13 protein-coding genes are annotated in these 22,362 nt (G+C 69.9%); 8 read left to right on the top strand and 5 right to left on the bottom strand.

Annotation, left to right across the window (positions count from 1 at the left end):
* Positions 1-37: 37 nt before the first annotated feature.
* The 5 genes from AQJ30_RS24570 to AQJ30_RS24550 are packed head-to-tail and all read right to left on the bottom strand — an operon-like array spanning position 38 to position 7,115.
* On the bottom strand, positions 38-2,287 hold the full coding sequence (locus AQJ30_RS24570) for a DEAD/DEAH box helicase (protein WP_067237916.1): 2,250 nt from the start codon (positions 2,285-2,287) through the stop codon (positions 38-40).
* A 16-nt stretch (positions 2,288-2,303) separates the two neighbouring features.
* Positions 2,304-3,626 carry an AAA domain-containing protein gene (locus AQJ30_RS24565; protein WP_067237913.1) on the bottom strand — a complete coding sequence of 441 codons (1,323 nt, stop codon included), beginning with the start codon at positions 3,624-3,626 and terminating at the stop codon, positions 2,304-2,306.
* Positions 3,623-5,089, bottom strand: a complete 1,467-nt coding sequence (locus AQJ30_RS24560) for a hypothetical protein (RefSeq protein ID WP_067237910.1) — start codon at positions 5,087-5,089, stop codon at positions 3,623-3,625. The genes AQJ30_RS24565 and AQJ30_RS24560 overlap by 4 nt, the downstream gene beginning before the upstream one ends.
* Positions 5,086-6,234: a hypothetical protein gene (locus AQJ30_RS24555; RefSeq protein WP_067237907.1), complete on the bottom strand. Its 1,149-nt coding sequence runs from the start codon at positions 6,232-6,234 to the stop codon at positions 5,086-5,088. Before AQJ30_RS24555 ends, AQJ30_RS24560 begins: the two co-directional genes overlap by 4 nt.
* Positions 6,235-6,272: 38 nt before the next feature.
* Positions 6,273-7,115 carry a hypothetical protein gene (locus tag AQJ30_RS24550; protein ID WP_067237905.1) on the bottom strand — a complete coding sequence of 281 codons (843 nt, stop codon included), beginning with the start codon at positions 7,113-7,115 and terminating at the stop codon, positions 6,273-6,275.
* Positions 7,116-7,248: 133 nt separating this feature from the next.
* Between AQJ30_RS24550 and AQJ30_RS24545 the strand changes: the two genes are divergently transcribed.
* The 8 genes from AQJ30_RS24545 to AQJ30_RS24510 all read left to right on the top strand — a co-directional run bounded on the left by AQJ30_RS24545 (position 7,249) and on the right by AQJ30_RS24510 (position 22,361).
* Positions 7,249-8,532 carry a metallophosphoesterase family protein gene (locus AQJ30_RS24545; RefSeq protein WP_079084268.1) on the top strand — a complete coding sequence of 428 codons (1,284 nt, stop codon included), beginning with the start codon at positions 7,249-7,251 and terminating at the stop codon, positions 8,530-8,532.
* Positions 8,529-11,723: an AAA family ATPase gene (locus AQJ30_RS24540; protein ID WP_067237900.1), complete on the top strand. Its 3,195-nt coding sequence runs from the start codon at positions 8,529-8,531 to the stop codon at positions 11,721-11,723. The genes AQJ30_RS24545 and AQJ30_RS24540 overlap by 4 nt, the downstream gene beginning before the upstream one ends.
* A gap of 413 nt (positions 11,724-12,136) precedes the next feature.
* The gene (locus AQJ30_RS24535; RefSeq protein ID WP_159052382.1) at positions 12,137-13,282 is read left to right on the top strand and encodes an ImmA/IrrE family metallo-endopeptidase; all 1,146 of its coding nucleotides are present in this window, start codon (positions 12,137-12,139) and stop codon (positions 13,280-13,282) included.
* Positions 13,279-13,821, top strand: coding sequence for a hypothetical protein (locus AQJ30_RS24530; RefSeq protein WP_067237895.1), 543 nt, complete (start codon positions 13,279-13,281; stop codon positions 13,819-13,821). The genes AQJ30_RS24535 and AQJ30_RS24530 overlap by 4 nt, the downstream gene beginning before the upstream one ends.
* Positions 13,822-13,976: 155 nt before the next feature.
* Positions 13,977-15,572 carry a DUF2397 domain-containing protein gene (locus tag AQJ30_RS24525; RefSeq protein ID WP_067237892.1) on the top strand — a complete coding sequence of 532 codons (1,596 nt, stop codon included), beginning with the start codon at positions 13,977-13,979 and terminating at the stop codon, positions 15,570-15,572.
* A complete protein-coding gene (locus AQJ30_RS24520) occupies positions 15,569-16,822 on the top strand; it encodes a TIGR02678 family protein (protein WP_067237890.1) in 1,254 nt (417 codons plus the stop codon). Before AQJ30_RS24525 ends, AQJ30_RS24520 begins: the two co-directional genes overlap by 4 nt.
* Positions 16,819-21,045: a TIGR02680 family protein gene (locus AQJ30_RS24515; RefSeq protein ID WP_067237887.1), complete on the top strand. Its 4,227-nt coding sequence runs from the start codon at positions 16,819-16,821 to the stop codon at positions 21,043-21,045. The genes AQJ30_RS24520 and AQJ30_RS24515 overlap by 4 nt, the downstream gene beginning before the upstream one ends.
* On the top strand, positions 21,042-22,361 hold the full coding sequence (locus AQJ30_RS24510; protein WP_067237885.1) for a TIGR02679 family protein: 1,320 nt from the start codon (positions 21,042-21,044) through the stop codon (positions 22,359-22,361). The genes AQJ30_RS24515 and AQJ30_RS24510 overlap by 4 nt, the downstream gene beginning before the upstream one ends.
* The last annotated feature ends 1 nt before the right edge of the window (position 22,362 follow it).

Here is a 22,362-nt window from a genome sequence, read left to right as displayed (position 1 = left end):
TCACCAAGGGCTTAAAGGGCCTGCGCTGAGAGAGCTTTCACAGACCCAGGTCTGCCAGGGCAGCCTGGCGCTGTGGACTAAGGCCGGAGCGGCGCCGACTGACGTTGCTCAGCCACTGGCCTAGCCGCACTCGCTCGCCGTCGATCTCCTCAATGTGGCGCTGGGGCACCTTGAGATGGCCTTCCCTGGCGTGGAAAGCCCGTGCGGCAGCCAGAGCTCGCTGGAAGGCTCGTTCCCGTGCCGGCAACAGGCTGCTAGCGGGGCGGAAAGCTTCCGGCAGATCGAGCCCGATTGCCCCGAGGAGTAGACGCTGCTCGGGGTGAAGGTCCCCGGCCCGCACGCGTTGTGTCTCGAGCCACTTCCCGGTCGGTGAGTCCGTGGCGGCGTCCTCGCTCTGCTGGCGGGCGACGTAGTAGGCGCGTTGCCAGGTGATCGGCCAGGGCGGATTCCACCACCGGTCCAGGGCGGTGAGAGCGGCGGCGCGCTGGTCGGTGAGGGTCGCGGCGCGGGTGCGCTGAGTGGCCAGCCAGCGGCCGAGTGGGAATCCGTCGTGGATCTCATCGACGGGGGCGGCGAGATGGCCGTGGCGGGCGGCGTAGGCGGCGGCGTGGGCCAGGGCGCGGTCGAAGGCCTGCTGGCGGGGGTCCCAGATGATGCCGAGGCGTTCGAGGGCGTGGACGCGTGCGGCGCCGAGTGTGCCCTTGGTGTGCAGGTGGCGTTGCCAGGTCAGCCAGCGTCCCAGGGGGTATCCGGTGGGGTCTTCGTAGGTCTGGGGGACGTCGAGGTGGTGGTGGGTGTGGTGGAAGCGGCGGGCTGAGGCGAGGCCGCGGCGCCATTCGGCGCTTTTGGGGGCCAGGACGCGCAGGGAGAGTGCGAGGGCGATCTCGTCGGCCTGGGTGGGGCGGTCGAACTGCAGCCAGGCTTCGGGGTCTTCGGGGGGCATGGTGGGGCGGTGGGTGCGGGGGTCGGATAGGCGGGCGTCGAGGCGGTCGTCGTGGGCGCGCAGGGCCTGGATGGTGCGCCACAGAGGGGTGTAGGCATCGGCGCCGAGGAGGTCGTCGGGGTCTTCGTCGGGGGTGAGGTAGACGGGGACGACGAGGGTGGCCTTCTTGCCGGCGCCGGGCTGCTGGCGCAGGGCGCGGCCGACGGCCTGGACGGTGTCGACGGGGCTGTTCTTGGGGTCGACGAAGACCACGGCGTCGATGTCGGGCACGTCGATGCCCTCCCCCAGCACGCGGGCGTTGGACAGGACGGCCGGGGTGTCGGGGCTGGTGTGGGAGGTGAATTCGAGCAGGAGGCGGCGGCGGGTCTGCGGGGTGTGGCTGCCGCTGACCCAGTCCGCCCACAGGCCCTGGGGGCGCAGGGGGTCGGGGAGGGCGGCGGCCGTCTCCGTGAGGGTGGTGGCGAAGGCGCGGGCGTCGGCGACACGGTGGTGGAAGGTGAGGATGCGGCGCAGTTTGTGGTCGTGGATGGCGCGCAGGGCGGCGACCTGGCGGCCGGCCAGGTGGAGTCCGTCGACGCCCGCGCCGGCTCCGGTGGCCAGCCAGTCGCGCAGGTCGGCGTTGGTGACGACGGGGACGAGGATCTGGTAGTCGGCGAGCAGTCCGAGGTCGATGGCGTCGGAGAGGTTGAGGTGGTAGGCGACGGGGCCGAAGAGGGTCTCGTCGTCCATGGAGGCCACCGTCTCCGTCCCGTCGCTGTTTGGGGCGTCGTCGGGGTCCCAGATGCGGGGGGTGGCGGTCAGGTAGAGGCGGCGGGCGGCGGGGACCCGGTCGTCGTGGTGGATGGCGGCCCAGGATTTCCCGAGGCGGCCGGCGGTGCGGTGGGCCTCGTCGACGACGATCAGGTCCCAGGGGGGCAGGCGGTGGTCGCGGTGGGCGGCGATGACGGCGGGCAGGGAGGCGTAGGTGGCGTAGGCGGTGACGGGGCCGGAGCCGGACTGCGTGATCAGGGCGGTCAGTGCGCCGGGGTCGGTGGTGAGGGGGATGTCCGTGCCGAAAGGTTCGTGGTCGAGGGCCTGGCGTTGGGAGCACACGGCGATGGCGGGGCCTTTGCGGCCGGCCAGGCGCCAGGAGCGGATCGTCTGGGACAGCAGGTCCAGTGTCGGCAGCAGCACCAAGACCCGTCCGTGCGGGGTGATGCGGGCGGTGGTGCGGGCGGCGATCAAGGTTTTGCCGGTGCCGCAGGCAGCGATCACACTCGTGCGGGGGTGCTGGGTGAGGGCGCGGACGGCTGCGCCGACGGCTTCCTTTTGATGGGGTCGCAGGACAAGGGGTGGGGTGGGCATGGACTCCCGCCGTCGGTCAGGCGCGGATGCGGTGGCCGGTGAGGTGGTGGAGGACGTGCTGGTGGGCTTCCCAGCCGTCGGGGAATTTGGCGTCGGCGTTGAGGTGGACGGGTTCGTTGAAGGGGTGGTCGTCCAACAGGCGGTCGATGCCGGCGCGGGCGACGACGATGCAGGCGTGCCGGTGGCGTGAGGTCAGCACGCACAGGCGGCCGGCTTCGAGGTGGAAGCCGGAGGTGTCGCGGCGTCCGGACAGTGGGTGGAGCACGATGGTGACGGCGTATTCGCGTCCCTGGAGGCGGTTGGCGGTGTCGACGTCGATCCCCTTCAGGCGGGGGTCGGTGCGCAGCAGGTGCTGGAGGTATCCGGCTTGGTCGCGGTGGGCGGTGCCGATGGCGATGTGGCCCGGTTCAAGAGGCTGTCCAGTGGGGTGGTCTTCGCAGTAGGCGGTGGCTTCGCGGATCAGCAGGCGCTGCGCGATGCTGATCGCGGCGTGGGCTGCCTCAGGGTCGATGCGGCGGGTGTGTCGGGCGGGTAGTTCGTGCAGGGCCCATCCGGTGCGGGCGGCGAGATCCACGGTCTGCTCGACGGCGCCGCCGTGCAGGCCCGGGTGGGCGAAGGTGAGCCGGCGTTCGGTGTCGGTGGTTCCGGCGCGGAAGGGGGTGGTGTAGAAGGCAGCGGAGATGAGGGGGGCGGCGGAGGCGGGCAGACGCCAGGAGACGGGCAGGCTGAGGACGGGCAGCTGAGGGTTCATCTTCAGCAGTATCGACACGGCGCTGGCCATGGGGTCGTGGGCGAGGCCCTTCCACGGTTGGGTGGGGATGGTGGAGAAGGGGTCGAGTTGGCCGGGGTCGCCGACGAACAGAGCCTGGTCGGCGAGATGAGCGATCTGCAGGAGGTTGTCCGACCTCATCTGGTAGGCCTCGTCCACGATGGCCCATCTGCGGTGCCAGTCTTGGACGTTGGCCCACTTGCTCGCGGTCGCCACCGCAACGTCGGCCGCCGCCGCCTGTCGGGCGTCGGTGGTGATGATCAGGTTCGGCCCCGCCTGCAGCCGGTCGGGCGCCCGGTAGGACTGGCCGCTCAGGCGGGCCACCGTGAGATGGGGTGCGTCCTGGGTGAGGCGGCTGACGAGGTCGTCGACCTGGGCGTTGGTCTGGGCGACGATCATGCAGGGGTGCTGTGGGCGGGTCAGGTGCTGTGCGGCGTGGACGACCAGTGTGGTCTTGCCGGCGCCGGGCGGGGAGTCCACGACCACACCTCGGTGGGACGTAGTGGTCAGCGTCGTGAGGATGTGTGCGACGGCGCGGCGGGAGAGTTCGGCGGCGGATGGTTCGTTCATGCCTGGTCTTCTCCCGGCTCGTGGCCCGGTGCCGTGAGGCCAGTGTCTGTGTGGGTCCAGGGGATCTGGTCGCGGCTGGGGAACTGGGGCCGGCGGAAGTGGTCGGGTGCGGTGGTCAGCAGCAGCGTGGTGCCGACGGCGGGGACCGAACTCGGGTTGCTGGTGCGGGTTCGCACCTCGAGGACGATCTCGGTGTCATCGGTGGTGTAGGTGAGGTCGAGCACGGCCATGTGGACGGCCGGGTCGTGCGGTCCTGCCAGGAGGCGGTTGGGTTCCAGGCGGACCGGATCGTTGGTGCGGACGGTGATCAGGGGCCGTCGTTTCGGCCGCTGTCTGGGGCCCTGGGGTGGGATGGTGCGGTCGGGTTCGGTGTGGGTGACCGTTCCTCGGAACGCCTCGCCAGTGGTACGGCGTTCGGCCATGACGAAGTCGTCTTCCAGCGCGCGGGAGGCGGCGAGGGAGGCCGCGGCGTGTTCCAGCTCGGCCAGGCGTATAGCGGCGGAGACGACGTCGTCGTGCTTGGGCTGGGGAGGGCCGCCGGCGGCAAGGTGGTCGCTGTAGGCGGTGAACCGGCGGATGTCGGTGTCCCAGCGGGCCGCAGTGCTGCGGACGGGCGGCAGGCCGCGCAGTGTGGCGATTGCCTTCCAGGCCAGGTCCCAGGTGGGTTGCAGGTAGTCCTCTGCGGCCTCCTGCAGCCGGGCGACGTGGTGCTGTCGGCGGACGCCCCGGGAAGATTTGAGGGCGGCGAACAGGCTGGAGAGCCGGGCTGATTCGAAGGATGGGTCGACGGTGGGGCCGTCGGGAGGGTGCTGCAGGGGGTTTTCGGCGGCCAGTGCCGCCTGATGTCCGGTGAGGCCGGGGGGCGGGAAGATCCAGGCCATGAGGGGGGCGAGGTGCGCGTTGTCGAGGATGCTTTGGCCGGTCGCCCAGTGTGTGCTCAGCAGGCCGGTGAGGTTGAGCAGGAGGGACGAGGTGGCGTACTCGGCGCGTTCGGCGAAGAAGGTGAGCCAGCAGCCGAGGTGGGACACGCTGGTGGCGGGATCAGTGCCTTCGGGGACGGGCCGGTAGCGCAGGGCGCGTCCGAGCATCTTGAGGTAGTACGCCGAGGCGGTGCCCGTGACCACGAGTTGCGGGGCATCGAGGTATTCGCGGCGTTCGGGCTGCTCCCCCTTGGCGGGGCGGATCCGCGTGGCGTAGTGAAAGCTGTGGATGTAGGTGTGGAGGTGTTCGGCGAGGTCGGTGAGGAAGCGGTCGTCGTCGCCGGGGGGCGCCAGGAAAAGGCGCGGGTGACCGGGGTCGCAGCCTGCCATGACGGCCAGGGGCCGGGCGGTCTCTCCTGGACGGTTCAGCGGCAGGATGAGCATCGGCTGGTCGGCGACGTGGAGGTAGCGCAGGCGGCTGAGCGGCTGGGCATGGTGCCTTTCGCTGGCCCGCAGCTGCTGGAGTGTGGTCAGCAGGCTCATGCGGCGCCTCCGAACAGCTCGTTGCGGATGCTTTCGGCGTGACGCAGTGCGGTGGCGAGGTCTTCCTGGTCCGGGGCTGGGGCACGGCTGCCGTCGGCCAGACCCAGGGCGGCGGCAATCGTGTCGATGCCGCCCAGGTCTTCACTGGCGGAGCTGCCCAGGACGTCGATGAGTTGGCCTTCGTGGGCCTGTGCGCGGCAGAAGTGGGCCAGCTGGCAGTGGTGTCGGCAGTTGGCCCGGTAGCGGGCCTCGGTGGTGTTGAGCGCTTTGGTCAGGTCGTCTCGGTCGCGGGTGGCGGTGCGGGTGCGGGCGTCGGGCCCGTCGTAGGCGAGGTCGAAGGTGATGCCGGCGGGGAGCTGGCCGAGGAGGTCTTCGATGCGTTCCAGGCGGTCCAGTTGGCGGCGCAGGGACTTGATCTGGTGGCGTGCGTCGATGGTGGAGGCCATGGGGCGGCGGGAGAAGTCGCGGGGGGTGATGAGCAGCAGGGTGGTGGACACGCGTTCGGGGCTGAATCCCGCCCGGGTCAGGAGGTCTTGCAGTGCGATGATGTAGGCGGCGCCCTGCAGGACGGCGCCGGCAGCCTTGTCGCCGGGCGCCTGGCCGTCGACCACGGCGAAGGACTTGATCTCTACGACGTGGAAGATGCCCTCTGACTGGAAGGCGACGAGGTCAGGTTCCAGGAAGACCGGTCGGCCGGCGACGGTCAGTTCCAGGACGGGATGGTCGAGCATCGTCCGGCTTGCGCCTTTGCCGTGTGCTGCCTCGAGGATGAGGCTGCGGGTGCGTGCGTGGCGGACGTTCATGGCTCTGTCGCTCGTCCCCAGGACGGACAGATCGGTGTGGGCCGCTTCGGGCAGCGGCAGGTGGAGCTTGTCCCGTAGCAGGCTCAGCAGTTCGGCGCCGCCTTGGTCTTTGACCTGGGCTTCGAACTGGGCGCCGCGGCTCAGGGCGCGGGGGGACTGGGTGGGCGGCAGCGGGTGGCCGAGGTGGACGGCCAGGGCTTCCTTGTCGACGCCGGCGGCGTCCAGGATTGCGCGTCGTCGGCATCCGGGGTTTGCGGTGAGGGCCGCGAGGCTGCGTGCGTTGTGCGGTTTGGGCTCTACCGGGCCGCGGAGCGTGCCGAGCCTGCTGCTTAACGAGCTCACGAGGGTTCCTTGCGAGGACGGCGAAGAGGTGGCGGGGGTCAGGTCACGGAGCGCAGGTGCCGGGCTGTCTGGAAGGGGGCGCCGAACAGTCGGCCTGCTTCGTCGAGTTGCTGGCGGGCGCGCTGCGCGGCGTCCCGCCGGTCATGGGTGTCGTCGTCGGTGTGGACGGCCAGTTCCTGTTGGGCCGCTTCACGCAGCAGGGCCAGATCGGGGGCCGTGGCGGGGTTCTGGGGGTGGTGGTCCGCCGGCAGGGCTCCGGGGATGTTGAGGGCGTAGTGGTGGACGAGCTGGCGTGCCCCGAGGGGCATTGTCTCCGGGTCAGGGGTGAGGCGCTGGACGGCCTCGGTGAATTTGAGCGCGCTGGTCAGGTAGTGGACGCGTGCGCTGAGTGGTCCCACGATGCGCTCTTCCAGCGGCCAGACGCTGATGGTGAGCAGGGCCCGCGCGGGCGAGAGGTGGTCTGAGGTCAGGGCGGGGCACAGGTAGTAGGGGCGTGCCCCGGGTGAGGAGCGGTAGGAGCGTTCCTCGTCGCGGCGCAGGGTGGCCAGGCGGGAGGTGGGCAGTGATCCGGCGAAGAGGGCTTCGTGGACCTGGCTGATCAGCTTGGGGGCGGCGGGCACGGTGAGCAGGGTGAGGACCTGGTGGACCTGCTCGCGTGCCGGCATCTTGGCGGCACGCGGCCCGGGGTGCGTGGCGGCGGGTTCTTCGGTGCCGGGTGCTTGGCCGTCGGCGTCGAAGAGGGCGTCGTAGGAGCGCTGGGCCCGGCGCAGTTCAGCACGCAGATGGCTCAACAGGGCCTGGTCGCGCTGCATTTGGGCTTGCCGCATGGCTTGCTGCAGCTGCTGCATGTGTTTCTCGAGTGCGTCCAGTGGCTCCTGCATACGGGGCACCCTAGCAGATTCCTAAGTTTCCCAAGGTTTACCCGAGATTTCCATGTAGAGTGCCTGTCACTCTGCCAACCGCCCTCGTGACAGCGGGTGTTGGCACCTCTCTGCCTGGAGACATTTCACCCTCATGAAACTTTTGCACACCTCCGACTGGCATCTGGGAAAGAGGCTGCAACGCCGTTCCCGGGACAGCGAGTTCGACGCCGTCCTCGCCGAGATCGTCGAGATCGCCCGCCGGACCCTGCCCGATCTGATCGTGCACAGCGGGGACCTCTTCGACCGCTACAGCCTCTCCCCCGGTGACCTCATGCGGGCCATGACGTCGCTGAGCGCCTTACGGTCGGTCGCTCCTGTCGTGGTCGTCGGCGGCAACCACGACTCACCGCACTGGTTCGATGTGCTCGACCACGTTTTCCAGAACACCGCCGAGCCCGGCGCACACCCGGTCACCTTCGTGCACACCGCGGCGGACGGCTCCGGCGGCGGCCGGGTACTCGACTTCCCCACCCGCGACCAGAGCCAACGGATCCGGCTGGCGGCGCTGCCCTTCATCCATCCCAACCGGTTCATGCACCTGTTCCCGGGACTCGGCACCACGCACGGCGCCTACGCCCAGGGCCTGCGCGGCCTGCAGGAAGAACTCATCACACAGCTGCATGAGGGGTACTCCCCGCAGCACGACGTTCTCGTCTTCGCCACCCACCTCTATCTCAGCGGTGCGCTGCTGTCCGGCAGCGAGCGCCACCTTGACGTCAGCGACGCCTACGCCACCGCACCGGACGATCTGCCGCGCGTCAGCTATTGCGCGCTCGGCCACATCCACAAGCCGCAGGCCCTCACCTCCAGCAAGGCCACCGCCCACTACGCCGGCAGCCCCCTGCAGTTCGACTTCGGTGAATGCGACGACGCCAAGAGCGTCCTCCTGGTCGAGGCCGACCCGCAGCGCCCCACCCGCACCGCCCCCCAGCGGCTCACGGCCGGGCGGCTTCTGAAGAAGTTCACCGGCACCCTGGAAGAACTCGCCTTCAGAGCAGAGGAGTTCAGCAACACTTTCCTGGATGTGACCATCACCAGCCAGAACCTGATCCCGCAGCTCTCCCAGAAGGTCGCCACCGCTGTACCCGACGCCGACGTCGTCTACCTGACCGAAGACTGCGCCGAGACCCGGATCACCCCCCTGAACGTCAGCGACCTGCCGCAAGAGGAGCCGGAACTCACGGAATCCTTCCGCGCCTACCTCACCGAGCACGGAACTCCGGGCCGGGTCGCCGACGAGGTCCTGGCAGCCTTCGGCTCCCTGCTGCACCATCCCGGCGGCGACGAACCGCCGCCCTGCCCGGCCGAACTCGGCTTGCAGGAAGCCCTCGCACACCCCTGGACGCCCGATAGCACCGGATCGGAGACGGCATGAGGCCGCTCAGCATCGTCTTCTCCGGAGTCCGCAGCTACACCGGTACCTGCGGCCCCCTGGACTTCACCGGCAAGAGCCTGGTCGGCATCCTCGGCGACACCGGCGCGGGCAAATCGACGCTGCTGGAGGTCATCCTCTGCGCCCTCTACGGCAGAACGTCCTGGGGCGCGCATGGATCACAGCTGATCGCCGACGCGTGCGAGAAGATGTCGATCGACTTCACCTTCGCCGTCGACGGCACGACCTGGCGCGTGACCCGCATCTTCCGCAAAAAGAACGGCAGTGTCCCTCAGGTGAGCCTGAGCAGCGAGGGCACGACGGTCAACGGTGCCACGCGGGTCAACGAGCGCATCGAGGAACTGCTCAACCTGGACTTCAGGAGCTTCAAGAGCGCCGTCGTGCTGCCCCAGGGCAAGTTCGACACCCTCCTCAACTCCAATGACACCGACCGCACCAAGCTGTTGAGGTCCCTGTTGGGCATCGACGAGCTCCAGCGGGTACGCCAGCGCGCCGCCGACCAGCGGACGCGGCTGGACGAGTTGCTGCTCAAGGCGGCCGAGGCCCGCGGCGACCTGCTCCCGGATCCGGAAGGCGACGCCCACCGTCTGGGCGTCCGCCAGGCCGAGATTGAAAAGGCAGCGGCCGGCCTGGCCGGGCACCTGGAGACGCTGCGTCAGCTGCGCCACCAGGCCGACGGCCTGCAGCAGCAGAGCACGGATACCGCCAGGGCATCGGCTGCTCTGACCGAGCGCACCACCACCGACGTCCACGCGCCGCTCGCTGCGCTCGCCGCCGACGACCGCCTCCTGCAAGAACACCTGGACGCCCTCGAGGCGGCTCAGGCAGAAGCCACACAGCGGTGTGAGCAGTTGCAGTCGACGCTGGAGGCCGACCGCGACACCGGCCTGACTGTCGCCGCGCTCTCCGCCGCGGCGGAAGTGCTCAGGAGCGCCCCGGGGCTGCTGAACGGCCTCGGCGAGCAGCAGCAGGACCTGCGTCAGGACCTGGACCGCCTCGAGACGGACGAACAGTCCGTCAAGGAGGAGGAGGAACGTCTCGCGGAACAGGCAGCCGGGCTTGACGGGCTCCGGGAGAGCGCCGACAAGGCCTATGCGCAAGCCGACGAGGCCAAGTCAGCGCTGGAGCGGCTGACGGGCACCGTGCAAGTCCTCCTTGAGGAAGGTGCAGCCGTCGCCGAGCACCGCACCGGGCAGGCAGCCGCCCAAAAGAGGCAGGAAGAACTCACCGCCGCGAAAACGGAAGCCGCTGACGCTGCCGAGCAGCAGAAAAGCCTGCTGGACCAGGCCTCACAGGCGGTGGAGGACCTCCAGCGCGGTGAAGCCGCCCACACCGCGGGAACGGGACTGGCGCCGGGTGACGAGTGCCCGGTCTGCACCCACACCCTTGACACCTCCTACACCCCTCCCGCACTGCAGGATCCCAAAGCCATGCGGCAGGCCAAGAAGGCCAAAACGGCAGCCACCAAGGCCTTCAATGACTCACTGACCACCCTGCAGGAGATCCAGGCCGACATCCGCAAGGCCGAACAGGACGAACAGGAGTGCCGGGAAAAGGCCGAAGCCGCACACGTCCGTCTGGCCGCCCAGCTCTCTCCCGCTCAGCAGCAGGCCCTCAACGTAGCGGCCCTGACCGGTCACGACGCTCCGGAGTCCTTCGCCGCGCACCTGCTCGTCACGGTCAACACCGCTGTCGAGGGGTTCCTCGGCCAGAAGCCGCCGAGCGCCGCCGAACGCCTGGCCCTTCTGGACACACTGCTGCCGGACGCCCGGCTGCGCATCGAGGACGCGCAGCGCCTGGCCGAAGCCGCCGACGAAACCGCCCGGTCGGCCGCGAGTGAGATCCAGGCCGGGCAGTCAGTGATCGCCCAGCAGCGCAAGGCACTGAAAAACGGCCGCATGAAGGCCCAACGGGAACAGCAGCGTCTCACTCAGGCACGCCAGCAGTTCCTCACCCAGCTGTCGGCGCTGCCGCGCCCGGTGCAGATGAGCATCCCAGACGCGGACGCGCTGCCGTCCTTGGAGTCCATCACCGCCTGCGCATCGGCGGTGACCGCCCATCTCGACCGCCTCGGCGAACTCGAGCGCGACCATACTCAGGCCCTCAGGGACCTGCAGAAGGTGACCGAACAGAAGCAGGCCCTAGCCGGCGAACACCGCCGACGCGTCGCCGAACCGCTACGCCGGCAGCAGACCGTCCTCGAACTGCGCGCCGACGCCGCCGTCACAGCGGTGCGGCTGCTTCCGGGCAACGTGATCAGTCTGCCCGATGCTCCCGGCGCGTGGGACAGCCCGCACGACGTCGCGACCTACGCCACCGCCCTCGACGGGGCCTGCTCGGCGCTTCGCGAAGCGCTCGACGCCTTGCACCGCAGCACTCAGGGGACCATCGACGCGCTGGCGTCCAAGGCCACTTCGGCATTCCAGGCTCTCATCCCCTTCGTCTCTCAGGCGCCGGCGCTTCCCGCAGCCGCCACAGATCTGCTGTTCGATCCCGAGGTCATGGTCCCCTTCCATCAATACGAGGGGGAACTGAGAAAGGAGGCCGTGCAGGCAGCAGCGGCCCGCGACGAGGCGCTGTCTCAGATTCCCCACGTTCTCAAACTGCAGACGGCGATCGCCGCCGGCAAGCAGGAGCGGTCCGCCTGGGCCGGACTGTACGATCAGCTAAGCGATTCTGCGTTCCCCAGTCATCTGACGAAGCAGCGGACACGTTCCCTGTTCATTCTGGGAAGCCGGCTGCTCATGGAGCTGTCGGCGGGCCGATTCGGCTTCAGTGAGGACTTCGGCATCGCCGCTCTCGAGAACAACACGGCCCGCAGCCCCCGGACCCTCTCGGGCGGGGAGACCTTCCAAGCCTCACTCGCCCTGTCGATGGCCCTGGTCGAGCTGCACAGCCGCACCAGTGCCCGGCTGGAGAGCCTCTTCCTCGACGAAGGGTTCGCCACATTGGATGCCGGAGCACTCGACAGTGCTTTGTCCGTGCTGCGCACTCATGTCGGCAGCAACAGGCTCCTGGGCGTGATCAGTCATCTCCATCCCGTCGCAGAGAGCGTCAACGACGTCCTGTGGGTGGAGAAGGATGTATCAGGGTCCACTGCCCGCTGGCTGACCCCGCAAGAACATCACGCCCTCGTACGCAGCGACTATCACAACCTGGCGGACCTCACCTGAACTCCCCGCCGTGGCAGGGAGAAAGGCAGCCGGTGTCCACACGAATCGCTTCGGGCGGACACCGGCTGAACGCCTCCGCGGGAACGGGCGGACCGCAGGAACACCGCACTCAAGACTTTCTCGATCCGCAGGAGCCCGGAGCGTGGGGCCCGTAATGGAATCGTCATGACCAAGAGCGGAGCCAGCAGCTGCCCGCGAGGGGAGCCGGGCGCAGCACCGTACAGGCGCTGCTGCGTGCGGCACCGTCACGGGAGTCGGCCGGGATCGTTACACAGCACGGCTCTTCACCTACGGACGCCGGGGGACACCGTCATATCCAGGAGCGATCGAACACGGCCTGCCATGATCATTTCGTTGCGGTTTTCGCAACCCGTGATTACGGTGGGGTAATGACGGAATCGTTGAATGCGCGGGTGCGCCAGGTACTCGAGGGCGTCGGCGAGAACCATGCGGAGTTCGCCCGGCGCATCGGAATCACCGCGGACAAACTCAGCAAGTCCCTGAGCGGCACGCGGCGCTTCACCTCGCTGGAACTTGCTCTGATCGCCGAGCAGGGGCACACCACCGTCGACTGGCTGCTGCACGGCACACAACCGCGCACGGCGGCCGGCGTGGCGGCCCGCACCCGGACAGGGGCGGGCGCGGCATCGGACGACGCCCGGGCGGCTGCGCTGCGTCTTGCCGAGGTCGTCGACGCGCTCGCCGGCATCGACTACCGCATCGAGCTTCCCGCCCTGTCTGCCGTCCCAGCAGGTGACGACCCGATCCGGCAGGGCGTGGAACTGGCCATGAAGGCAGAAACCAGGATCGGCCGCAGTCCACGCGGCCTGACCGCGCGGGCCCTGGCCGAGCAGTGGGAGCAGACCTTCGGGCTCGTCGCTGCGGCAGCCGAGCTGCCGGACGATCTGGACGGTCTGTCGTGGGATTCGGGGGACTTCCGTCTCATCCTGGTCGCCCGCACGCACTGGTGGACCCGCCAGCGCTTCACCCTCGCCCACGAACTGGGGCACATCCTGGCGGGGGACGCCACCGACCGTCCCCTCGCGGAGCACGTCGCGCCCGGCTCCGACCGCACCAGGGCGGAAATCCGGGCCAACGCCTTCGCCGCCGAACTGCTCATGCCGCGCGCCGAACTGCTCAAGGAGGTCGCGGCGCGGCCCCGTCTGGACAAGCACACATTGTTGGCGCTCTCCTGGGCGTACCTGGTCTCCCCCAGCGCCATGGCGACCCGGCTGCGCACACTGGAGATCATCGGCGACGACGAACGCCGCCGCTGGTCGGCCTGCACCACCCGCATGGCAGCCGTGCACGCCGGCGACCCGGGGCGTCACATGCAGCACGCCCAGCAGGCCCGGGACGGCTGGTACTCCACCCGCCTGGCCAAACTGGCCATCTGCGCCTACGTGCGCGGAGACATCAGCATCCGCCTCGTCGCCACCGTGACCGGGATGGACCCCGACCAGCTGCTGGACCTGTTCCATCCGGGTCCCGGCACGCCGGACGGCGGGCCACACGGCATCTCGGCGACCAGTCCTGCAGAACTGGCCTTCTCCCCGTGACTTTGTGGTGGTTTCCCGACAACACCGTCCTGTGCAACTTCGCCGCCGCCGACGCGCTCGGCCTGCTGCGGGCCGTTCTCGACGGTCGTGGGCGATGGACCGAGGCCGTCGCCTACGAAGCACACCGGTCGGCGCAGTGCGCCCATGCGCGGTTGGCCGACGTCTCCGCCGACAGCTGGCTCGGCGATCCGCTGGTCATCGACGACGACACCGAGGCGGACATCGTGGAGAGGGTGCGCCGGGCGGCGTTCGGCGGTGCGCCCGGCACGCCCCGGCAGCACCTGGGCGAGGCCCAGACCCTCCATGTCATCCAGAACTGGCCCGAGTTCAAGGGCTCCTACTGGCTGAGCGACGACCGCGCCGCGTGCGATCTGGCCCGCCGCAAGGGCATCACCACGTGGCAGACCAAGGACGTCCTGGCGTACGGCTGCAGCATGGGCGACATCACCCATACCGAGGCATACCGTCTGCTGCAACGTATGCGGGCCGCCGGTGAGCATGTGGAGATACCGGCCAGCGCCCGGGACCTGCTGACCTGACCGGCCGCGTGCCGTCCGGCCAGCAGCCGATCACAAGCGAGCACTTTCGGTCCTTTCCGATCGTTTCGCAAGAAACCACAACGGCCGTAACTAACCTAACTTTCAGCGCTTCCTGGCCCCTTGCGGCCCGTACCGAGCCCGGAGGGGGATCAGGGGTGACGACTGACGACAGCACGGACGAGGACAGCCTGGCGGCAGAGCGCGACGGACGGCGGGACCTGTACCGCTACGTCACCGCCGACCGGTACGCGGCCGAATACATCGCCGTCATGGACCAGTTCACCCGAACGCTGCTCACCGACCTGTCTGCGGCCGAGGTCAGCGAGAGCCTGGCCGAGCGCGGCATCGTCCTGTCCGTCGAGGACGCCGAGACGCGCTGCTACAGCCTGGTGGGCTGGGGCAACCTGCTGCCGGTCGCCCGCGACCCGCGGGTTCCCACCATCGCCGCCCTGACCCACTCCCGAGTCCGCTTCCAGGTGACCCAGCTCGGTGCCCTGGTGCACGAGCAGGTCACCGAACTCCTCAACAGACGGGACGGCGCCCGGGAAGTGGCCCGCGAACTGCTGGGCAGCATGGCCTTGTTACTGAAGAACATCCTCGCGCAGGCACGCAATCCTCGCGCCATCGACGCCGATGCACTGGCGGCCGACGTCACCACCGTCTTCACCAGCCACACCTACTTCACCGACACCGTCCGCCAGTTCTACGCCTACCTGGCTTCCGTGCTGGCGCGCTACGACCTGGCCGGTGAGGAGTACTCCACCTTCAAGGGGCTGCTGCTGGAATACGTCCACCTCATCGACACCGACGTCTCCCGCCACTCCCCCGCCGTACGGCATCGTCTTGAGGAGCTGCTGCCGCTGGTGGACCATGTCCTGGCCGCGCTCGACTCGCTGCCCACCCTGGCCTCCCCGGACGGAACCCCCGTCGAACGGCTGCCCGGACGCCAACGCGGGGACTGGAGCGAACTGTTGTCCTGGTACCGGGGCGACAGCGGCCAGTCGGGCCCGGCCCATCTGCGAGCGACCGCCGAGAAGGCACTGGGACAGCTGCTGACCAACGCCCGCCGCATGCTCACCTCCGGCGGTACCGGCGGCGCGCGCCGCAGCGATCTGCTGCACCTGGCCACCCTGTTCGCCGAGGCCAGCGTCGAGGAGGCGCACCGCGGCTTCGCCGCCTCGTTCGGCACCTACTCCGCCCGCCATCTGGGCTTCGGCCCGGACGAACTCGACCCCCGCGACACCGCCTCCACGTCCTGGTGGGACGCGCGCCCGGTGGACGTGCCGGTCTCCCTGCGCGAACGCGGCGACCGCGCCGCGCGCGGACGCTCCTCCCAGGTCCCCGACCCGGGCATGGACATCGTGCGGCTGCAGGAGGAGGCCGCACAGGAGGCGGCCGCACGGCAGGCGGCCGCCGACGAACTCGCCGCGGCCGGAGAACTGCACGAACAGCGCCTGACTCCCTCCGCCCGCGACCTGCTGCTGGACAAGCAGTCGGAAGCCGCCGACCACGGTTTCGCTGCCCGGGGCCCCGGACGCGCAGACGATTTCGACCTCCGGGTGACCGTGCACGCGGAAGACTCCGACAGCCCCACGGTCACCCGCTCCGACGACGGCGACGTCACGTTCTTCCGCCTCAGGCTGTACGCCTCGCGCCCCAGCGCCGCCGCGGCCAGCGCTTCCCCGGACGAAGCCGGCACCGACGGCGATGAGGGCAATGACGCACTCCGGCAGGAGGGCCAGCAGCTGTGAGGACGAGCCCGCCGCCGACGGCATCCACCGCTGCCCACGATGCGGCCGAACGGCGTCTGGCCGCACGCATCCTGTTGGCCCGGCCCATTCTCACGCTGCACCAGCAGCCGGACCAGCTCGCGCTGGTCCGCAGGCACGCCACCGCCCTGCGCTCCAGCTTCGGCCGGCTGCTGGGCTACCACCTCATCGTCGAGCACTCCTTCGCCCGGCTGGTGAAGACCCCGCCCAGCAGCGACAGCCCGCCTCGGCCCGTACAGCGGGGAGACAGCCCCGCGTTCACCCCCCAGACCTACGCGCTGCTGTGCCTGGTGTGCGCGGGACTACTGACCCCCGGAACCGGGGAATGGCTCTTGGTGTCCGCGCTGGTGGAACAGGTACGGGCGGATGCAGTGTCGGCCGGTGTCGACCTGCGCGACACCCCCGCGGAGAACCGGAGACTGGTGCAGGCCATCGGGCTCCTCGTCGACTGGGGGGTGCTGACCGAGGCCGAAGGATCGCTGGCAGCCTGGGGGGAGCGCCGCGAGGAAGCCCTGTTGCACGTGCACCGCGCCCTGCTGCCGCACGTGCTGCCCCGGCCGCTGCGCGATGTCACCCGCCTCGAAGACCTTGCGGACCGCCAGCCGGACACGCTCCCCGAGCCCCGGCGCAGCCTGCGCCGGCGTCTGGTGGAAAACCCTCTGGTCAGACGCGAGGAACTCCCCGAAGAGGAGCGTGACGTGCTGTCCCGGGAACGCTCCGAGCTCACCCGCCTGCTGGAGGAACACTTCGGACTGACCCTGGAGGTGCGGGCCGAAGGTGCCCTCGCCTACGACGCCGAAGGCACGCTCAGCGACACCGCGTACCCCGGAGCCGGCACCGTGCGCCAGGCGGCGCTCCTGCTCACCGACGCCCTCACCGACCTGGCCCGCCCCACCGCAGGACAGCACGTTCCCGGTGCCCCCGGCGTTCCCGGGCTGCTGGCCTCGTGGGAGGCCGTGCGCGCCGAACTGGAGACTCTCGCCGCCCGCTACGCGCGGACCTGGGCCGGCGTCTACACCGGCGACCCGGACCGTCTGCAGAAGGATGTCGTCGCACTGCTGGAATCCATGTCGCTGGCCCGCAGCCTGCCCGACGGGCTCGTCCTGCACCCGGCGGCCGCCCGCTACCGCCCCCAGCCCCACACCACTGCGGCTCCACGTATCGCGCCCCGCCCCGTCCTGCCCGTACCCGACACCCTGTTCACCGACTCCTCAGCCGAAGAGGCTTCGTGACTACCCTCGCGTTCCCCGCCCCGCGCCTGCCCGCTGACCAGGCACGGTCCCTGCAGCTTGCCGGCGGAGACCATCCGCACCGGTGGCGCCTGCACAGGGCCGGCATCGTCAACGTCTGGTACTACTACGACCAGCGCTTCGCCCTGTCCGGTGGCCGCCTCGTGCTGCGCGGGTCCAACGGGTCCGGCAAATCAAGGGCGTTGGAGATGCTCCTGCCGTTCGTGCTGGACGCCGACCGCCGGCGTATGGACGCCACCGGGTCGGGCAAGGTCCGTCTGGAGGACCTGATGCGGGCCGGCGGCCAGGGCCAGGCGAACCGGTTGGGCTATGTCTGGGTTGAACTGGCCCGCACGGCGGACGACGGACTCCAGGAGCGTTACCTGACCGTCGGGGCCCTCATCCGCTACTCGCACAGTACGAGTGAGGCCAAGGCCTGGTACTTCCTCACCCCCCTGCGCGTCGACCACGACCTGGCGCTGCTCGATACCGGGCGCATCCCGCTGTCCAAGGAAGGCCTGGCCCAGGCCATCGGCGCAGACCGACTGACCTCCTCCCCCGACACCCACCGCGACCGCGTCCGCGCGGCCGTCTTCGGGCTCCACGGCGACCAGGGGCGCGAACGGTATGCCGGGCTGCTTCAGCTGCTGCACACCCTGCGCTCCCCCGACGTGGGCAACCGCATCGACGAAGGCCGCCTGCCGCAGATTCTCTCCGACGCCCTGCCTCCGCTGTCCGAGAAGGCCATCGCCACCGCGGGCGAGGAACTCGACGGTCTGGAAGAAACCCGAGCCGCCCTGGCCCGACTGGAGGCCGCCTATGGCTACGTCTCCGACTTCCTGAAGGTCTACACCCGCTACGCCGCCGGGGTGTGTCTCGCTACAGCTGAGCGCGCGAAGGAGGCCGCCCTGGACGCCCGGCAGGCGGACACGGACGCCAACCGGTTGGAGTCCGAGCACACCCGGCTCGTCCACAACCATGGCGCCGCCGAGGCCGAGGCCGCCGAGCTGGGCGGATACGCGGAGGAACTCGCGGCCACCGTCAACGGCGTCAGGCAGTCGAGCGAGTACAAGGCAGCCCGCGAACTCAGCGAACGCCTCAGTACCCTGCAGGCCCTCAGAACGGTCTCCAGCACCGCGCTGAACACCGCACACGCCGCACGTGAAGAAGAACAGCGCACCGCGCAGGCCTGTCGCGAGACAGCCCAGGACGCCTGCGACGCCGCTGCGAGTGCCGCCCGGCTGGCCAGTCAGGCCAACGATCTGCTGGCACGAACCGGGCTGAACCTGTCGCTGCCCGCCGCTGTCCACCTGCAGATGCAGGATCCCTCCCCCATCGTGGAGGCGGTACGCACGGGCATCGACCACGATCCCGAGCCCGTGACCCGCCCCGCACCGGCCCGCCTTGTTCCCGAGCCGGACAGCGTCCTTGGCTCGGTCGAGGCCCTGGGCGAAGCAAGCCGGGCGCTGCGTGCCACGGCCGCCAGCCGGGCCCAGCAGGCGGCCGCACGCGCCGACGAGGCCCGGCAGCTGGCCTCCGAGCGGGAGAAAGTCCTGCGCACCCAGGACCGCGCGGACGATGCCGCCCAAGCGGCCAGCGCCGCAGAGGAGACGGCCCGCACCCGCGCAGCAGACCGTGACCGGGAGGCCGCAGGGCTGGCTGCGGCCTGGCGCACCTGGACGGCCGCCGCGCTCACCCGGCAGCTGCTGGGCGACATCGACTGGCATGCCACCGCCCTCGCGCCGCTGCTCGACGATGTCGATGCGCTCGCCGGTGAGGACCTTGAGCCCGCACAGGCCGAACAAGAACTGGCCCTGCTGGACGCGACGGCCCAGCAGGCGGCCGCACCCGCCCGAGCCCGGCACGCCCAGCAGATCGCCGAACTGGCCGCGCAGGCGGCCCAGGACCAACTCCAGCGGCAGGAACTCCTGGCCGAAGCCGAGCAGTTGCGCAGCGAGCAGGACCTGCCGCCCGCCCTACCCGGGTGGCTGGGCGAGCGTCCGCCGCACGCCGTGGCGCTGTGGCAACTGCTGGACTTCAAGCCCGGAGTGGACGAGAAGGTCCAGGCCGGTGTGGAGGGCGCGCTGCTGGCCTCGGGGCTGTTGTACGGGGAGGTCACCGCTGGCGGAGAGGTCCGCGCCGGCGACGGGCAGTTGCTGCTGAGCGCGCGGGGGCCGCGGGCGCTGAGGTCCGTGCGCGCCCTGCTGGCTCCTGCCGAGACGGCCATCGACGCTGCCGTGGTGAATGCGGTCCTGGATCGCATTGCACTGGAGCCCGGTCACCCCACGTGGGTGTCCCCCGACGGCTCATGGGGCAACGGCCCGCTGACGGGAGGCCATCGTCCCGTGGCTGCCCGGTTCATCGGAGCGGCCGCGCGTGCGGCCGCGCGTGCGGCGCGCCTGGTGGAGATCGACGGCCTGCTGCAGCAGGTGCAGCAGCGGGCACAAGAACGCAGCGAGCACCACGAGGTTCTTGAGGAGGCGTCGAAGGCGCTGGAGGAACATCTGGTGCGCGCGCCGCGCTCTGCACGGCTGGCGACCCTGCGTCTGCAGGCTACTGCGGCGCGCGAGCAGATCGTCGCGTGCCGCAAGGAGGCACGTGCCCTGGCAGAGGAAGCGGAGCGGATGCAACGGGCCTGGGCCGCCCGCCACCGCAGTCACCAGGAGATCTGCGCGGCACTGGGTATGCCCGAGGACGTCGATGGGCTGCTGGCAGTGCGGGGATACGCGCTGCAGGCGCAGACCGCCTGCAGCAGTGTGGATCACGGTGCCGAGACAGTCACTGGTCATCTAGACCGCTACCGCACGGCGTTGGGCCGTCTGGACACCGTGCGCGAGCGTCGCACGCACGCCGAGGAGACCGCGGAATCAGCCTGGCTGATCTGGTCGCGGGAAGCCGCAGCACTCGCCGCGCTGCGAGAGGCTCTGGGCGCGGATCCCGAACAGGTGCACCGGCGTCTGACGGAGGCGGAAGCGGAGCTGACGCGCACCGAGGAGAGGCTGCGCCACTGCCGCTCCCAGATCCTCACCCTGACCGGCCTGGTCGCCTCCGCAGAGGAAAAGGCGCAGGGCGCACGCGAGAAGGCCGTCCGCGCCACGACGTTCCTGGCCCAGCAGGCCCAGGCGCTGCACCAGCGTCTGGGGCATCCTTCGATCGCGGTCGCGCTGGCCCCAGGGACGCAGCCGCCGCCCGAACTGCGGTCGCAGGACGCCGCGGCCGATGACGTCCTGGCAGCTGTCCGCCAAGTCCGCGCGGCGGTGCAGCAGCCGGACAGCACGGCGGACGCCACGGCTCTCATGCGAGCGCTGTCCCTGCTGGAACGCAACACCGCCGGCGCCTACGACATCACCGTCACCGTCGAGGACGACCTCCATGTCGTGGAACTCACCGATGCCACCGGACGCCGCCATATCGCCGATGCCGCAGCAGACTTGCGCGAGCGCCGGGACCGCGGCCGCGGTGCGCTCACCCAGCGCGAGCGCACCGCCTTCCACAACTTCGTCCTCGGCGGCATGGCGGAAGAACTCCGCCGGCGCCTCAAAGAAGCCGAGGAACTCGTCAAGGCGATGAACACCTCGCTCGGCTCCATCACGACCAGCCACGGCATCGGCGTAAGGATCGACTGGAAGCTGGCGGACGCGGCGGGAGAGCACATCACTCACGTCAAACAGCTGATGCGGCGTGACATCACTGTGCTGCGCGACGCGGAGACCGAAGAACTCATCAACCGTCTCAAAACGCTGGTCGACGAGTCGTACAGCCGCGACCCCGAGGCCGGCTACGCCACCCACCTGCGCACAGCACTCGACTACCGCACCTGGCACGTCATGGACGCCATCATCACCGGCCCCGAGCGAGACCGAGAACGCAAGATCAGCCGCCGGGCGAAACTCTCGCAGGGCGAAACACGGTTCGTGTCGTATGTGACGCTCTTCGCCGCTGCCGACGCCTACCTCAGCAGCCTGCCCGACACCGGCTCGGCGCTGCGGCTGATCCTGCTGGACGACGCCTTCGCCAAGGTCGATCAGCGCACCATCGGCGAACTGATGGCTCTCTTGGTGCGTCTGGACCTCGACTTCGTGATGACCGGCCACGCCCTGTGGGGGTTCTTCTCTGATGTCCCGCAGATGGACACCTACGAAGTGCGGCGGGACGAGGGAACCGCCGCTGTGACCACGCACGTCCACTGGGACGGCCACACCCGCCGTCTGCAGACCGTCTCGTGACCTCCGCGTCCGCTGCGCTGCCCGCTCCCCTGCGCAGTTACCTCAGCGATCCCAGTCTCACGGCGCTATGGGACAAAGCCAGAGACCGGCTCGAACGCAACCGTCTCTCCCCCACCGGCACCATGCAGGTACACCTCGATACCGAAGGTGCGCAGCGGCTGGGAGGACTGCTAGGCACCCGGGTGGAGCCGGGGCTGCGCCGCCTCCAGCTTGCCACCCTCGACGCGGCGTTGAGGGCGTCGTCTGCCCAGTGCGGGCTCGTCGCTGTCGTCGCCGACCTCACCGGCCGGCCGCTGAGGGACCGGCAGGCGGCCAAAGCCGAGCAGCAGTCGGCGTGGACGGCAGTGTGGCAGAGTCTCGATGCCGATCTCGCCCGCAGCAAGCTGGCCGAGGCCAGCTGGATCCCCGGCTGGATCTCGGATCTACGCAGCAGCGGCATCCTGCCCCGGGCGGGCGCAGCAGCCGCGGCGACGGCGCTGGCGCAGGCCGTGCGCACCATGGCCGTCCTCGGACTTGCACGCATGCCATCGGTCCCTGGCGCCGCTGGGCAGCCGGAGCGGTGGTGGGAACTGAGCGAACTCGCCGCGCACACCACCGGCGACGCTCACGGCCTCGATGAGGGGCGCCTCGCTGGCACTTTGACGCTCAAGGGGATCGCCGCGGCATGCGCCCTGCCCGCGCCGGTTTCCTCGGCCAGCCGGCGGCTGCTGTGGGAACAGGCGGGCGTCAGTTCTGACGTGCTGTCGGGGACCGTCATCGTATGGAGATTGGCCCCGCCAGGAGGTGATCCCTGGTCCTCGATGATGCGCGCCCGCCGCGACATCAACCTGGCGACCCACCTGACCGTGCACGAGCTGCGGACCGTTGCCGACAGTGTGCTGCTGGCCGCACCGGGAACGACCGTGCGCTGGTGCGAGAACCCGCAAGTCCTGCAGGCGACCGCGCGCCACGGGCTCCCCGGAATCCTGGTGTGCGGGAGTGGGAATCCCTCCAGCGCCGGTTGGGAGTTATTGCAGCGGCTTCTCAGGAATGACGCAGAGGTTCTCTACCACGGGGATTTCGACTGGCCCGGCGTCACGATCGCCGAGCGAGTCCTCCGACTGGGGGCTCGCCCGTGGCGCATGAGCGCCGCCGACTACCTCGATGCGCTCGCCGAACTGCCCGCAGACTGTCTCGCTTCGCTCGCCGGGGATCCCGTCGCCACCCCCTGGGATCCGCATCTTGGGCACGTGATGAACCAGCGAGGTCTCGCCGTACACGAGGAAGCGCTCCTGCACCGTCTCCTTCCCGATCTGTCGAGCCAGGACGCTGGTTAAC

The organism is Streptomyces longwoodensis (genome assembly GCF_001514125.1).
GTDB lineage: Bacteria > Actinomycetota > Actinomycetes > Streptomycetales > Streptomycetaceae > Streptomyces > Streptomyces longwoodensis.
This window is presented reverse-complemented; position numbering and strand designations above follow the sequence as displayed.

Coding starts and splice junctions, on each gene's coding strand:
- AQJ30_RS24570 (WP_067237916.1), bottom strand. CDS start 2,287: ATGCCCACCCCACCCCTTGTCCTGCGACCCCATCAAAAGGAAGCCGTC.
- AQJ30_RS24565 (WP_067237913.1), bottom strand. CDS start 3,626: ATGAACGAACCATCCGCCGCCGAACTCTCCCGCCGCGCCGTCGCACAC.
- AQJ30_RS24560 (WP_067237910.1), bottom strand. CDS start 5,089: ATGAGCCTGCTGACCACACTCCAGCAGCTGCGGGCCAGCGAAAGGCAC.
- AQJ30_RS24550 (WP_067237905.1), bottom strand. CDS start 7,115: ATGCAGGAGCCACTGGACGCACTCGAGAAACACATGCAGCAGCTGCAG.
- AQJ30_RS24545 (WP_079084268.1), top strand. CDS start 7,249: ATGAAACTTTTGCACACCTCCGACTGGCATCTGGGAAAGAGGCTGCAA.
- AQJ30_RS24540 (WP_067237900.1), top strand. CDS start 8,529: ATGAGGCCGCTCAGCATCGTCTTCTCCGGAGTCCGCAGCTACACCGGT.